At 33.3% G+C, this 15,971-nt stretch carries 7 protein-coding genes; 4 read left to right on the forward strand and 3 right to left on the reverse strand.

Features of this window, described 5'->3' with window-relative positions; all coding sequences use genetic code 11:
* Positions 1-118 precede the first annotated feature (118 nt).
* From amt to Q1A60_RS05710, 3 genes are read right to left on the reverse strand one after another with little or no spacing between them, the layout of a single operon-like run.
* A complete protein-coding gene (gene amt, locus Q1A60_RS05700; protein WP_299765242.1) occupies positions 119-1,414 on the reverse strand; it encodes an ammonium transporter in 1,296 nt (431 codons plus the stop codon).
* Between the two features lie 5 nt (positions 1,415-1,419).
* Entirely contained in the window at positions 1,420-1,758 is a 339-nt protein-coding gene (locus Q1A60_RS05705; protein WP_089371119.1) for a P-II family nitrogen regulator, read from the reverse strand.
* Positions 1,759-1,773: 15 nt separating this feature from the next.
* Positions 1,774-2,802, reverse strand: coding sequence for a porin (locus tag Q1A60_RS05710; protein ID WP_299765240.1), 1,029 nt, complete (start codon positions 2,800-2,802; stop codon positions 1,774-1,776).
* A gap of 439 nt (positions 2,803-3,241) precedes the next feature.
* On the opposite strand from Q1A60_RS05710, the gene gltB reads away from it, so the two are divergent.
* From gltB to Q1A60_RS05730, 4 genes are all read left to right on the forward strand, one after another.
* Positions 3,242-7,741, forward strand: coding sequence for a glutamate synthase large subunit (gene gltB / locus Q1A60_RS05715; RefSeq protein WP_299765238.1), 4,500 nt, complete (start codon positions 3,242-3,244; stop codon positions 7,739-7,741).
* 3 nt (positions 7,742-7,744) lie between these two features.
* Positions 7,745-9,211 (forward strand): glutamate synthase subunit beta, encoded by a 1,467-nt coding sequence (locus Q1A60_RS05720; RefSeq protein WP_299765236.1) that lies wholly within the window; start codon positions 7,745-7,747, stop codon positions 9,209-9,211.
* Between the two features lie 901 nt (positions 9,212-10,112).
* A complete protein-coding gene (locus tag Q1A60_RS05725; RefSeq protein ID WP_299765234.1) occupies positions 10,113-12,242 on the forward strand; it encodes a hypothetical protein in 2,130 nt (709 codons plus the stop codon).
* A gap of 4 nt (positions 12,243-12,246) precedes the next feature.
* Positions 12,247-15,903, forward strand: coding sequence for a peptidoglycan-binding domain-containing protein (locus tag Q1A60_RS05730; protein ID WP_299765232.1), 3,657 nt, complete (start codon positions 12,247-12,249; stop codon positions 15,901-15,903).
* Positions 15,904-15,971 lie beyond the last annotated feature (68 nt).

The following is a 15,971-nucleotide window of genomic DNA, read 5'->3' on the forward strand; positions in this document are numbered from 1 at the left end:
AATGTAGTGACGCAGAAATTTATACTGAGTGTAGCCGAAGCGAAAGCATAAATAAAACAAAACCTCAAAGCTTGGGATGCTTTGAGGTTTCTTTTTTTAGTAGGTATGTTCAAGAAGATTAATGTTCGTTTAGTCTGAAATCTGGATAGGCATCCATTCCGTGTTCATGTGCATCTAATCCCTCTAATTCTTCACGTTCTGTAACTCTAATACCCATGGTCTTTTTGAGTGTAAAAATGATTAAGAAGGATGATAGTATACATATAACTGCATAGGCTAGTACTCCATAAAGTTGCGGTAAGAAAGCTAATGTATTAGCAGCTTCAGAGGCTGTTGCTACCACATCACCATTTGCATTTAAGAATTCACCAGCATCATTGGTAGAAGCACTAAATCCAAATATACCTACAGCTAGAGTTCCCCAAATACCACATACCAAGTGTACAGCAATGGCTCCTACAGGATCATCTAATTTAATTTTGTCTATAAAGCTTACTGCAAAGACGATTAATAAGCCAGCGATTGCGCCAATAATAATGGCACTTGTAGGTGACATTACATCTGCGCCTGCCGTAATCCCCACCAATCCACCAAGGATCCCATTTAAGAACATGGTGAGATCTAAATTTTTATACATAACGGTAGATGTTATCGCTGCAACAACGCCACCAGCCGCTGCCGCAAGACACGTGGTTACAAGTGTTAATGAAGTTGAACTCGCATCTGCCGATAAAACAGAGCCTCCATTAAAACCAAACCAACCTAACCATAGGATTAAAACTCCTGCAGTTGCTAATGGGATATTGTGTCCTGGTATTGCTTGCGGCTTACCATCTTTATATTTTCCGATTCTGGCACCTAATAACCAAACAGCAACTAATGCTGCCCAACCACCTACAGAATGAACCAATGTAGAACCTGCAAAATCATAAAAGCCTAGTGAATCTAAAAAACCTTCTCCCCATTTCCAAGAACCTGCAATTGGGTATATGAATCCTACATATATTACGGTGAATATCATAAAAGGTAGAATTTTCATACGTTCAGCAACAGCTCCAGATACAATAGTCGCTGCCGTTGCGGCAAACATTCCTTGAAATAGAAAATCTGTCCAATAGGTGTAGCCTTTATTATATGCTAAATCTAATGTACCTGCATCTGTAAGTGGTGCGTCCAGTCCAAATCCTGCAAATCCTATATACCCATTAAAATCTCCAGGATACATAAGATTGAACCCCACCAAACAATAAAGTAGGAGACCTACCGTGATGATAAATATATTTTTGAATAAAATATTGATGGTATTTTTTTGTCTTGTTAATCCAATTTCTAAAAATGCAAACCCTAAATGCATAAAGAATACAAGAGCAGTACAGATCATCATCCATACATTATTTGTAGTAAGTATTTCCATGTTTTTTATTTTAAAGTATTACCGCCTTTTTCACCAGTTCTAATTCTGTAGACTTCATCAATTTGAGAGACAAATATTTTTCCATCACCTACTTCTCCTGTAGAGCCAGCTTCAAGAATGGCTTTGATAGTCACTTCTTCAAAATCGTCATTGACAACAATAGATAAATAGCGTCTTTGTATATCACTGGTGCTATAGGAAACACCTCTGTACACATGACCTTCTTTCTCATTGCCTAGTCCAGTAACATCCCAGTAGGAGAAAAAATTTACCCCTACTTCGTGCAATGCTTTTTTAACAACAGAAAACTTAGATTTTCTAATGATAGCTTCAACTTTTTTCATTGTGTTTATATATGGTTAATTAAATTTGTAAACAGCGGCAACTAGGAACGATGCCAAATTGCTAGATGGGTTTAAGTCATTGTCTATGTATACATCCTCAGACCAAGTATCCAATCTGAGTTCAGGAATAATGGTTAGATCTCCTACCGTATAATTTGCAGTAAGGGTGGCTGCAAAAACAGTGTCATCATCAATATCTTCTTCGTGAAATCCAAAATATTCAGCACGTAATCCTAAGGCTAATTTTTCTGAAAATGTATATTGTGGGTAGAGTGCGGCGCCATAAAAACCACTTCCATCAGTATCATTATAAGTAGCATTTATACCTAGAAAAAAGGAATCGTTTATATCGGTACCTCCTGTATAGTCTACTTGGAAAGTAGGGTCTGAGTTTCCTGTTTGATTCCCATATAGAAAATTGAGTAATTGGTCTTTATACCCTAATTGTGTTCCTAAAGTATAGCTACCATCAAAATTGGCCTCTGTAAAATCAGTACTATTCATCACTGCAAGTAGAATTGAAAAGTCTTCGGAAGCAGCAATTCCAACTTTAAGACCTGTGTGAGAGAATGGTCCGTTGGAAAACATATAGGAAGTACTATAATTAAAATTACCAACAGGAGAAATTACTTCGTATCCTAAGAACGTATTAAAATTTCCTAATGTTATTTGTACTTTTTCACTTACATTATAGTAGGCGTATAATTGATTTACAATATTACTAGAACCCACAGATAGAAAAACGGCATCTTCACCTCTTGGTCCAAAGGCAAGATCTGCAACAAATCCTATTTTTTCGCCTTCATATGAAATAATAGCATTTGCCATTCCGATACTGAATCCGCTTCTATCAGCAAATGAAGTTCCGGGATTTAAAAAGAAGGTTTCGCCATCTTCTTCAAAAGCAGTATTCGGTCCGGTGAGATTTGTTCTAAAATACGTATCAACACTACCAGAGATTGAAAACTTTTTTTTGTCTTCTGCCTCTTGAGCAAATACACATGTTGTACATAAGATCATTCCTAATAGTAAATTTAATTTCATAGTATTCGTTTTGATTGATTGATGGGTCAAATCTATGTAAAAAGAAATTTAACATTATAAAAAATAGGGGTAATGAATGTATTTTTATGAATATTTATTTTTATACCCTATTTTTTTAGGGGGTATGTAAATAAAATTAGTTTTTTTAAGAAAATGGCACAATGTGATTGTGTAGTTTTTAAAGAAAAATCATTTTGTGTGATATATTTTTAATAAAAAGTTTTTTTCGAAAACGTTTTAGTTGTAAAGGGCTGTTTTTACTGCATTTTTTTTAATTGCGTATTTAGCAAAATAGGAGCTTTAAAATGCATAATGTTCATTTATAGGTACTGTAATTTTTTAATTCTTTAAAAGTGTTTTGCCTTTTTTTGTTACTGAAAATTAGCATCTATATTCGAGTTTCATTTAAAGTGTAAAATCTTTAAAAAACGTTGAAAATATGCTAAAGAAACAAGGTCTTTATTTGCCAGAATTCGAACATGATAATTGTGGTGCTGGTTTTATTTGTAGTCTTACTGGAAAACGTTCTAATGATATTATTCATAAAGCACTAGAAATTTTAGTGAAATTAGAACATAGAGGCGCTGTAAGTGCCGATGGCAAAACAGGAGATGGCGCTGGTATATTGATAGACATTCCTCATAAGTTCTTTAAAATATTTTGCGATTTTGATTTACCAGAAGTTGGAAACTATGCAGTTAGTAATGTGTTCCTTCCTAGAAAAGAAAATCAACGTAAATATTGTATTGAAGTATTAGAGACTGCCATTAAAGATCAAGGGTTACAACTTATAGGATGGAGAGATGTACCAGTAAATAGCGATGTATTAGGAGAAATCGCTAAAACAACTGAGCCATATGTAAAACAATTGTTTATTGGAAAATCTTCTAATGATCAATCAGAAAGCGCATTTAGTTTAAAACTATTTGCTGCTCGTAAAATTGCTGAGCATACTATTTATAATTCTAAACTTTCTGAATCTAAATTTTTCTATATCCCAAGTCTTTCTACTAAGATTATCATATTTAAAGGTCTTTTAAAACCTGAAGACATTAATGGGTATTATTTAGACCTCTATAATGCTGCGTTAGATACACGATTAGCTTTAGTACATCAACGTTTTTCTACAAATACGTTTCCTACTTGGGATTTAGCGCAGCCATTTAGGTATATCTGTCATAATGGAGAGATTAATACGCTAAGAGGTAATGTTTCTAGAATGTTCTCCAGAGAAGAGATTATGAAAAGTGATGTTTTTGGAGAAGACATCAAACGAATTATCCCTACTATTTTAAGAGGGAAATCAGATTCTGCTACCTTAGATATGGTTGTAGAATTACTACTCATGTCTGGGCGTTCATTGCCAGAAGCTATGATGATGCTCGTTCCAGAAGCATGGGAAAAAAATGACCGCATGTCTGATGCAAAAAAAGCATTTTATGAATATAACTCTTGTCTTATGGAGCCTTGGGATGGTCCAGCCTCGATTCCATTTACAGATGGCACCTATATAGGAGCTGTATTAGATAGAAATGGATTACGCCCTTCTCGATATACCGTGACTAAAAATGATAATGTAATTATGTCTTCAGAAACTGGGGTTGTAGACATAAAACCTGAAAATGTAGCATTTCATGGGCGTTTAGAACCTGGTAAAATGTTCCTAGTAAACATGAATGAAGGGAGAATTATAAATGATGAAGAAATCAAAGAAGAGATTGCATCAAAATATCCTTATAGAAAATGGCTAGATGAGAACTTAATACATCTAAAAGATATTTCTGCCAAAAAAGGACCTATTACCTATGATGAAATTGAATTAAAGAAACGCAAGATTATTTTTGGTTATACAGAAGAAGATATAAATACGATCATTCGCCCTATGGCTCAATTAGGAAAAGAGCCTATCGGGTCTATGGGAAGTGATACGCCTATTGCAGTATTATCTGAAAAACCACAGTTAGTCTATAATTACTTTAAGCAATTATTTGCACAAGTGACTAATCCGCCATTAGATGGTATTAGAGAAGAGCTGATTACAGATATAAGTCTCACCTTAGGTAGTGATGTTAATCTTTTTGATATAAATGCAGCGCATTGCAAAAAACTTAAAATCCAAAATCCTGTTATATCGAAACACGATTTAGACAAAATTAGAAACTACGACAGCAATCCTAATTTTAAGGTAGCTTCTATTTCTATGCTATATGAAGTAAATAGAGGGCTTAATGAACTTGAAGTCGCTTTAGAGAATTTAGTAACAAAGGCATCCAAAGCTATTGAAGACGGCGCAAATATCATTATTCTTTCCGATCGTTATGTAGATGATGCGCATGCACCCATCCCAGCATTGTTAGCATGTTCATTTGTGAATCATGCATTGCATAAATTGAAAAAACGTTCGCAGATTAGTTTGATTATTGAATCTGCCGAACCTAGAGAAGTACATCATTTTGCATTGCTGTTTGGCTTTGGCGCAAGTGCTGTCAATCCGTATATCGTTAATGAAATCGTTCAGGAACAAATTACAGCTAATGATGTTACTGACATTGAATACCTAACGGCTATTAAAAACTATAACAAAGCCATAGGAAAAGGGATTTTAAAGGTGATGAACAAAATTGGGATCTCTACGTTGAACTCGTATCGTGGGTCTCAATTATTTGAATGTATTGGGATTAATGCAAAGACAGTAGCAAAATATTTTCCTAACACGCCTACACGTATAGAAGGTATTGGTTTACGAGAAATAGAACAAGAAATTGTAAAACAACATAAAAAAGCGTTTCAACTGAATGATACGCTTGCAGATATAGAAATTGGAGGAGATTATAGATGGCGTCGCGGACAAGAAAAGCATATGTTTAATCCGTTGACGGTTGCAAAACTTCAGGAATCTGTACGAACAAATAAAGCCTCGACATTCAAAGAATATTCACAGTTAGTTAATGATCAATCTAAAAGTCTGATGACCATACGTGGCTTATTAGAATTTGATCAATTTGATCCTATTCCTTTAGATGAAGTAGAACCGTGGACCGCTATTGTAAAACGTTTTAAAACGGGAGCTATGTCGTATGGTTCTATCAGTAAAGAAGCGCATGAAAACCTTGCGGTAGCGATGAATCGAATAGGAGGGAAGAGTAACTCAGGAGAAGGCGGAGAAAATCAAGAGCGTTTTTATAAAAGTGCGCAAGGGGATTGGAAAAATTCAGCAATTAAACAAGTGGCTTCAGGACGATTTGGAGTTACTTCAAATTACCTAACAAATGCAAGTGAAATTCAAATCAAAATTGCACAAGGAGCAAAACCTGGAGAAGGTGGACACTTACCAGGGCCAAAAGTAAATCATGAGATTGCAAAAACGAGAAACTCGACACCGTATGTGGGACTCATATCACCGCCGCCACATCATGATATTTATTCAATAGAAGATTTGTCACAGTTGATCTATGACGTAAAAGCGGCCAATAGAGAAGCTCGCATAAATGTAAAACTAGTTTCAGAAGTAGGTGTGGGAACTATTGCCGCAGGTGTTGTAAAAGCAAAAGCAGATGTCGTATTAATATCAGGATTTGATGGAGGTACAGGAGCTTCTCCGCTAACCTCATTACGTCATGCTGGATTACCTTGGGAATTAGGAATCGCTGAAGCACAACAGACATTGGTCATGAATAATCTCCGTGATCGTATTGTATTAGAATGTGATGGTCAACTAAAAACAGGAAGGGATGTCGCTATCGCTTGTTTATTAGGAGCAGAAGAGTTTGGTTTTGCAACCGCACCTTTAGTCGCTTCTGGCTGTATTATGATGCGTGCATGTCATTTGAATACGTGTCCAGTAGGAATTGCTACTCAGAATCCAGAATTACGTAAGAAATTTAAAGGAAGACCAGAACATGTGGTAAACTATATGTATTTCGTAGCTCAAGAATTACGTGAGATTATGGCAAAACTAGGTTTTAGAACCATTAATGAAATGGTAGGCCAAGTTCAGAAATTAAATCGTAATAAAGCAATTGATCACTATAAAGCATCTGGTATAGACCTGACGCCTATTTTGCATAAAGTATCCGTATCTGATGACGTAGCTTTTTATAATACAAAGAAACAAGAACATGATCTAGAAACGCATTTAGATTTTCAAATTATCAAACAAGCACATCAAGCATTATTTAGAAGACAAAAAACACATTTAAAACTACCTATCACAAATATAAACCGTGCAGTAGGTGCAATTGTGAGTAATGAGATTTCTAAGATTTATGGAGCACAAGGACTCCCAGAAGACACGATTGATATCGATTTTGAAGGATCTGCAGGACAAAGTTTTGGAGCCTTTGCTACCAAAGGCTTAAAAATGACGGTGCATGGCAATACCAACGATTATTTAGGAAAAGGACTTTCAGGAGCAACATTAGTGATTAAAGTACCTGAAGCCTGTACCATCGTTCCTGAGGATAATATCATTACAGGAAATGTAACCTTGTATGGCGCTACATCAGGTGAGGCCTATATCAACGGAAAAGCAGGTGAACGTTTCTGTGTTCGTAATTCAGGAGCAAAGGCTGTCGTTGAAGGCATAGGTGACCATGGATGTGAATATATGACGGGTGGTATTGCTGTCATTCTTGGGGAAGTAGGAAGAAACTTTGGTGCTGGTATGAGTGGTGGTATTGCGTATATTTTTGATGAAAAAGATACGTTTACACAACATTGTAATGCTACAGATTTGAATATTGAATCAGTAACTGCTGAAGATGATGAATTACAGCTACGAGATTTATTAAAAAAACATTACGAAGCGACCGATAGTCCACTAGCAAAACGTATTCTTAAGCATTGGGAAAACTATCTGCCTACATTCAAGAAAGTACTTCCAGAAGAATATAGAAAAGCTTTACTAAGACTAGAACAAGAACAATTACAAATTGCATAAGATATGGGAAAGATCACAGGATTTTTAGAGTATGAACGTCAAGTAGAGAAATGTGAATCTCCTAAAGAACGTATTAAAAACTATAAAGAGTTTACCATTCCATTAGAGCCTTCAAAACTTCAAGATCAAGGAGCGCGTTGTATGGATTGTGGGATTCCGTTTTGTCATAGCGGATGTCCTTTGGGGAATTTTATTCCAGATTTTAATGATAAAGTATATAAAGGAAAGTGGGAAGAAGCTGCACAGATTTTGCATAAGACCAATAACTTTCCTGAGTTTACTGGCCGTCTATGTCCAGCACCCTGTGAAGAGGCTTGTGTGTTAGGCATTAACGAAGATCCTGTCACTATTGAAAATATCGAAAAGAATATTGTTGAGACCGCTTTCGCGAAAGCGTGGATAACCCCAAACCCTCCGCAACATAGAACTGGGAAAACAGTCGCTGTTATAGGATCAGGACCTGCAGGACTTGCTGCTGCACAACAATTGAATCGCGCAGGACATCTAGTCACTGTGTTTGAACGCGATGCAAAAGTAGGCGGCTTATTGCGCTACGGAATTCCAGATTTCAAATTAGAAAAACATATTATAGACAGGCGCATTAAAATTCTAGAAGACGAAGGAATCATCTTTAAAACTAATGTCGAAGTAGGAACAACAATCAAAGCGGGCGAACTACAAGAAGCGTATGATGCGGTTGTATTGTGTGGAGGAGCAACGGTAAAACGTAAGTTGCCGATACCCGGAGCAGATTTAAAAGGCGTACATCAAGCAATGGATTTTTTAAAGCAAAACAATCAACGGGTTGATGGTATTTCTGATTTTGAAGAAACCCTCACTGCCGAAGAAAAAAACGTGGTCGTAATAGGAGGAGGCGATACAGGCTCTGATTGTATTGGAACGTCTAATCGTCATGGGGCGACTTCGGTGACCAATTTTGAAATTCTCAGTAAACCTACGGTTGGAAGACCTGCACATCAACCATGGCCGTACTGGCCTATGAAATTAAAAACAACTTCGTCTCATCAAGAGGGTGTTGAACGTTTTTTTAGTATCTCTACCAAGGAATTTATAGGAGATGGTAAAGGAAACCTAAAAGCATTAAAAACGGTGGCTGTAGAATGGATTTTTAAAAAAGGGGAACGCCCAGAACTTAAAGAAATTCCAAGCACAGAAAAAGAATGGAAATGCGAACTTGCATTGCTAGCATTAGGCTTTACTGGGTCTGAGAAAACTCTAGCCGAACAATTTGGTGTTACGATGGATGGAAGAACAAATATCCAGGCAACCACCAAAGATTATAAAACCAATGTTTCTGGCGTTTTTACCGCAGGAGATATGCGTAGAGGACAATCCCTTATCGTATGGGCTATATCAGAAGGGAGACAAGCGGCACATCACGTAGATACTTTTTTAATGGGGAATTCTACGTTACCATTAAAAGATGATAGTGACTTGCCTCGGGTATAAAAAGACTATTATATTTAAACTTCTTCTTCTAAAGTTTCCATAACCTTAGAAGAAACATATCTACATCTTGTTTAAAATTATTTTTATGAAATTGGAATCTTATTACAATCTATAGTATTCTACAATAAATCTTATATCTATTGATTTTAATTAAAATTATTTATCAGTAAATGCTTTCGCGAAAGCATTTTAAGTATGAATTCTATATGATAGAAACTCGTTTGTATTTTCATTTCTTTAGTAAATAAAGTATCAGTGTATATAAAATAACTTACAGATTCAGTGTTTTCAGTAATTTAACAATATGTTTTAAAAAAGGATAAATTGACTATTGAAGATCTTAAAAACTAGTTAAACGTTGATGTTATTGTAAGTAATTACTGTATTTTCTTTGTTTGCAATACTTTAACATAGGAAGATTTGGTGGTAAAACTTTGTGAAACCTTACCTTTTAAGCAGTTAGTTCATCATATGTTATTTGGTGAATTGATATTTTTTTGTAATTTGGTTGAAGAATCAATGAATTGCTATGAACATGATTTGCTTTCTATTTTAAAATATTGCGAGATCACCCCACGATCATTTGTATTCTTTTTTAGGAATCATAAGCAATAGTATTAAAACAATTTTTTAAGGGCGTTCACATGCTATGATATAGCTATTATATCATATATGTAAAATGCACATGGAAACATACTGCTATAGATATTCTATGGCTGTGTATCTATAACGCATACTCTTGCTCTTGTTTTTAATTTTTATCAGATAGTTAGCAAATTTTCAAAGTGTATTTATTGGATTTGATCTAGATATAATTGTGGGGAATTCTTATGAATCTGCATGCTCTATTTAGAAGAATTATTAAATGATCAAAACATAATTATATAAAATATACGCTTTTATGGCAGACTTTTTCTTTTTTACGGAACAAGATGCTCAATCAACTTCTCAGTTGACAGAGCAAGCTTTTGGACCTTTGGTTAATGAACCTTTGTCGTTTGAGAGTTATAGGGTAAATAATCTATTTACAGTTAAACCTAATGCTTCTGCAATAGCAGTAACAGATAGTATTCCATTTGTTCAACAATGCTCTGGAGTTGGTAACGAAAATTTAGTAAATATAGTTTTACTACCTATTAGCAATCCAAACTTTAATTTTCCAACTATTAAATTCTATGTTTATAGAGGTATAGATAAAAACTCTCTATTTACTAATGATGGAGTTATTAAGCAGCCAGATAATAGTTGGAAGGCGAATAATATACTTAAAATCTTACATGATTTACAAGATCAAATTAACATTGATAATGAAGTTACAGGTATTGAACCAACTTATGAGAGTTTAGGGTATCATTATAGTATTATTGGGTCAGAGAATTTTCAAGCTGATGAGGCATATTTAGAGACAACGATATTTAAAGAAGATGCTATTCAATTGCCTATTGTGAAAGCTGGGTGTCATATTGGAAAATTTACTGGAGGAACTATACCTGCAGGATTTCAAATGATACATGATCGTATGGGATATGAGCCTACATTAGGCAATATTAGAACAAGCGATTCTATCATAGAAGTTACTCCACTGGTAGTTACTCCACCTTCTTTACCAAATATATCTGATGAGTTTGGATATACACACGAGAAAGAAGCAATTTTGACTTATATAGACCCAACTGGATTTTATGGTTGTGCACAAGCAAATGGAATAAAAGTTTCTACATATACAACGATTAGTGATGCAGATGGTGGTAAAGTCATTGCTTCAGAGATTGTTAATCTGTTTTATAATAAAGAGATTGTATATATAGATATAAGGAATGATCAAAATTACTCGTATGATTATTATAAAAATTTTGGAGCTCAATTACGATTAAGTTATGAGCAAAATGGATCTGATGAATTGGTAGTAGAGACTATAAATTATAATGATGATTGGCCATTATTACGAATATCTCAAAAAGAACTACCTCAAAAAGATTCACTATCAAAAATTATCTTGGAGTTCCCTTTTAAAGGGGTAAGCAGTCATTCAAATAGATTTTACCTTAATTCATTTACTCATGATTTTCTTTCAGAAACAAAACCTAAAACTTCATTTTTAAGATTAAATGATTTTGATGAGAATAATCAATTCAAAATTGAATATTCAGAAGAAATTACACTTTCTAATTGGGTACAAGAAAATGGAAGTTTAGGAGCAAATTATTTTATTTTCAAATATAGTAACATTCAAAATTCGGGTAATAATCAAGTTTTGAGAACTAAAAATTTAGATAGTTTATTCTCTCTAGATATGAAGTTATTATTAGGGGATGAAGATGTAAATGATGGTGATTTTAAAACCTACATCTATTCTTCAATGAATGCACCTCTTATTGATAAGTATAACGATCATGATGATAGTCAAGATGTTTATTTACCTAAGATAGGCATAGCTAAAGATAAACATCATATTACTTTTTTTGCTTTTAAAGATCGATCAAATTATGCCGCAAGAGTAGACAGTTTAGATTACCCTTTTGATCTAGTTAATACTGGAAAATATAATAATACTGTTCGTTTAGATGAATACGAGTATGACCCTAATGATAAGAGTCTTGGTTTTTTAGCAGCACTTCCTTATAGAACGCCTTCAAAAGATTTAAAATTAAAAATGGTGAATCACTTATTTATAAAAGGAAATTTGTCAGAGGAAAGAGATTATTTGTATTACCTCAATTCCAATTCAACTTCTAAAGGGAATATATCCTTAGACCCTCGAACATTAGACTGCTTAACAATTACAATTGCAGAATATGAAGCATTACTACAAGCAAATAAAGTTAGAACAGGGAAAGAGTATAGAGGTTATCTCCACCTTACTGGAAATGAACATTATAGTGGAGCGCTTTTTCATATTGAAGAATTTAAACTAGGTCTAAGAGGCATTTTTATAAGTGAAGCTGATGGATCAATAGGTATTGATAATGTAACAATAAATAATGAAGGAACAGATGATTTCTTTATCAATGGATTAATAAATAAAGCATAATACAATGGCAATCTATATATCAAAAAATGCAGTGAACAATATTCCAGATGAGGCTAGAAGTAAATATAGCCCTGTTAATGGAGGAGCACTTGTATCTAAACATTTTAAAAACTCTTCTTTATATACTAGTTTGACTTACCAAGGTCAAGGAGCAGATTTTGTAGAAGAAGGATCTAAAGGATCACATATTAATTTATTACAAGTAGCTATTAATGCAGTTTCCCAAAAGAGAAGAGTTAATCAAAATATTTTAGTCGATGGCATTTTCGGACCAAAAACGAAAAAGGCTGTAATGAATATACAAGAATCCCTAGGTATTGAAAATACAGGTATAATAAATAGTGAAACATTATTGGCTATAGATAAAGAAATGGCAAGTAATATACTTTATGATGCAGAATCTGGAGAAGTACTAAATAAAAATAATGCAAAGTTAGAAATTGTGACTAATACTACGGGGTCAATAATTCAGACGTATTTAAAAGCAGATGATCAATCTAAATTAGGACCAAAAATAGAAGAAGGAGAAGTATTTTATTATTTACAATCGACTCATGAAGATTATGGTATTGTTACAATAGATAACAATTTAGTTATTAATCGTGAAATTAATCTAGAAGATTCAACACTTAGTGAGCAAAATAAATTCTTTGTAAAAAAAGAAGACGTTACTTTTTCAACAACAGTAGAACAACCTGAACCTGGAGCAGAATTAATTACTGTGCAACCTGGAGAAAGTTTAATCTCTATTATTTATAATAAATATTATGGAGAGGAATATCATATTCTTAAAAACCCCAATGTAGAAGATCCCAATGATCCAAGAAATGATTTGTCTAATCCTGATAACGTAATTCATACATTTCCTCAGAGGAATATACAAACAGATGCAAGGTTAAAGTTTATCGTAAATCTATTACTATATATGAATAGTGATGAAGATCAGAATATTCATAATATCGAACTTTCAGCTCCTTATAAACGATATACTGATGAAGATATTGATGAGTTAAACATATATGATAATGAAGGTTATAATCTTAATTACCAACTATACCTAGAAAAACTACAAGCTAAAGATCCAGAGTATCAATGGGAATTTAAAAATGAAACTTATGAGGTAGAAGGTAGATCGTATAGTTTTGATGCTCCTATAGAAAATATAGAAGGAAAACAGCTTTGGCTACCTTCAAGAACGTATGTAGAAGGTCTTTATTATGCACTTAATATTCAACCTAAGGTAGGAAGAATGTATAAAAAAGTAACTATTCCTAATTCAATAACGCCTGAAAAACCAGAAGGAGACTCTTTTCTTGATTGGGTAGAAGAAAATGTATTTGAAGAGTTTATAAATATTGTAAGAGAAACTTTAGATACTGTCGAAGATTTAGCTGAAGAAGTTGTTGAAACAGTAATAACTACTTATAGAGAAGCTAGAGAGTATTTTAGTAAGATGTATGATTGGTTTATAGCATCAATGAATGATTTTTGGGAAAGAGGTTTTGGTGCTCAGCTCGATACAGGATTAGTAATAACAGCGCCAGTTTTTGGAGTACCTGGTACACTAAGAAAGTATGAAACTTCTCATCTCTGGAGAAATGTGACTCCTGAAGATAAGTTTGTTATGACTTTATTTGAAAAATCAACTATTGAAGTAGGAATAGATGTAGGAATAGGTCCAGAACTTGTTATAGGAGCAAAAAAGAAAAAAGGAGTTTCTAAAGTAGGAAGTGGCAAAACTAAAGGTAGTAAACGAAAAACTAAATATGGTATAACTGCTATAGGAGCTGCAGAAGGAGTATTGGCTTTTGAAACAAGAAGTAAATATGAGTTTGATATTTCTAAAGGAAATACACCATTAATAGCAATGGGAATAGCTATGTTAAATAATAGTTCTATTGTAGATAATCTTACTCAAAATCCTTTAGGAAAAGTAATAGAGAAAGGCATCTTTATTCTTATTGATTATTTTTTATCTGCTAATATAGATCCAGAGGAATATCTAGTTCAATGGGATGCAGGAGTGTATCTTCAAGGTAAAGTTTATGGAGAGGCTTTTGTAGAATTGGGAGATGATAAGAACGAAAAGTTCTCTAATAATAAAGGAGAAAAAAATAATAACTTAAAACCTGGGGGGATACTAGCTTTACTAGATAAATTAGATTTCAGTGCCGATGCAGAAGGATTTAGAAAGTATGGAGGGAAATTTACTTATAAAGCAGAATTTGAGAATTTGCCTGATGTTTATGAAGAAGGTTTTAGGATGCCAAGTAAAGTTTCTCTTGAAGGTGAATTATATGCAGAATCTGGACAATCATTAGAAATAAGTTTTGGAAGTTTTATAGCACAATTCATTACAGGATTAGCTGAAGAAGTTATACCGCTTACTCCTACGTTTAATTTACATCTAGGCATGGCTTTATTACTAAATCTTGAGTACACACGAAAAACAACTCCTGATCAGCATAATTTTTTAAACCATTTTCCAGTTGCAAATGCATTGTATGGTGTTTTTGACCCTGAAAATAATATAACTAAAACCGTTGGACTTAAATTATACTCAGGTAGTTTAGATGATCCATTAAGTATAGGAACAGAATCTATATTTTGGTTTGATTTTACAAAATTAAAAGAATATATAATTACTGTTCTTTTTGATGATGTTGATAATGATGCTAGTTATTGGGATGTTTTCGAAAATTTTATAGACTTGTTCCATAACATAAGCTTAAGAAAAAAAATAGTTATTGGAGATGGAATAACTAATAAAAACAGCAAAAAAGCTCGAAATATAGTTACGAAATCAGGAACTAAACTTCAAAAAAAATATAAAAACTTTTTTGATATAGACGGCGATGATTTTTTTAAAGATCTTTTTAAGAATTTCCTTTCATTTTCTACTGCTATAGATATTGGGGCTAATCTTGAATTAAAAGAAATTATTCAAACTGCACAATTTGTATATAGATATCTTCAATTTGTAGCATCTAAATCTCAATTTGTTGGAGAGGATATAATTAAGTATGAAAGAGTAGAAAAGGAGATGTCAAAAATTGTTAAAGAAGCAACTCAAGATATTATTGCATTGACTATAGAAGATTCTGTTAATTCATCTATACTAACAGATATTTATACTCGTGCATTAATTAATCTTGAAGATTTATACAATAAAGAAGAGTTGAGTTTTCTAAATCAAAACCTAAGATCTTATATAAATATAATTGGTGATTTTATTAAAATACTAGACCAAGAGGGAATACTCTCAGGTACAGTTGCTAGTTCTAGTGAGGTTATTAAAACAATCTCTCCTCACTTAAAAGAAATTTACTTGATTATGGAAAGTGCAATCTTATTTTTACTTAAAAAATCAAATTTAAACTTTTATCTAGAAGGGAATCTTACAGGCTCATTCAGTGGAAGAGGAAGCCTAGGAGCAATAACAAAGGCGAAACTTGGATTTAGTCTTGAAGCTGGTATTTATAATCGAACAGATTTAATTAAAGATGGAAAACCAGTTATAGAATTGACTGATTCCTATTTTGATTTTATTAACGATATATTATCAATTTTTGGAAATCCATCAATAGAAGAGTTAGCAAATAGTTATAAAATTGGAGTATTACTGACTTCAAATTCAGCTAACAAAAACACAAATAATTAGTAAGAACCATTAAAAGGAAGAAATATTCTATCCTTAAAAAGGAGTCTATTTAGACCCCTTATAATCAA

The sequence above is a fragment of the uncultured Dokdonia sp. genome (assembly GCF_947492535.1).
Lineage (GTDB): Bacteria > Bacteroidota > Bacteroidia > Flavobacteriales > Flavobacteriaceae > Dokdonia.

Coding starts and splice junctions, on each gene's coding strand:
- Q1A60_RS05705 (WP_089371119.1), bottom strand. CDS start 1,758: ATGAAAAAAGTTGAAGCTATCATTAGAAAATCTAAGTTTTCTGTTGTT.
- Q1A60_RS05710 (WP_299765240.1), bottom strand. CDS start 2,802: ATGAAATTAAATTTACTATTAGGAATGATCTTATGTACAACATGTGTA.
- Q1A60_RS05720 (WP_299765236.1), top strand. CDS start 7,745: ATGGGAAAGATCACAGGATTTTTAGAGTATGAACGTCAAGTAGAGAAA.
- gltB (WP_299765238.1), top strand. CDS start 3,242: ATGCTAAAGAAACAAGGTCTTTATTTGCCAGAATTCGAACATGATAAT.
- amt (WP_299765242.1), bottom strand. CDS start 1,414: ATGGAAATACTTACTACAAATAATGTATGGATGATGATCTGTACTGCT.
- Q1A60_RS05725 (WP_299765234.1), top strand. CDS start 10,113: ATGGCAGACTTTTTCTTTTTTACGGAACAAGATGCTCAATCAACTTCT.
- Q1A60_RS05730 (WP_299765232.1), top strand. CDS start 12,247: ATGGCAATCTATATATCAAAAAATGCAGTGAACAATATTCCAGATGAG.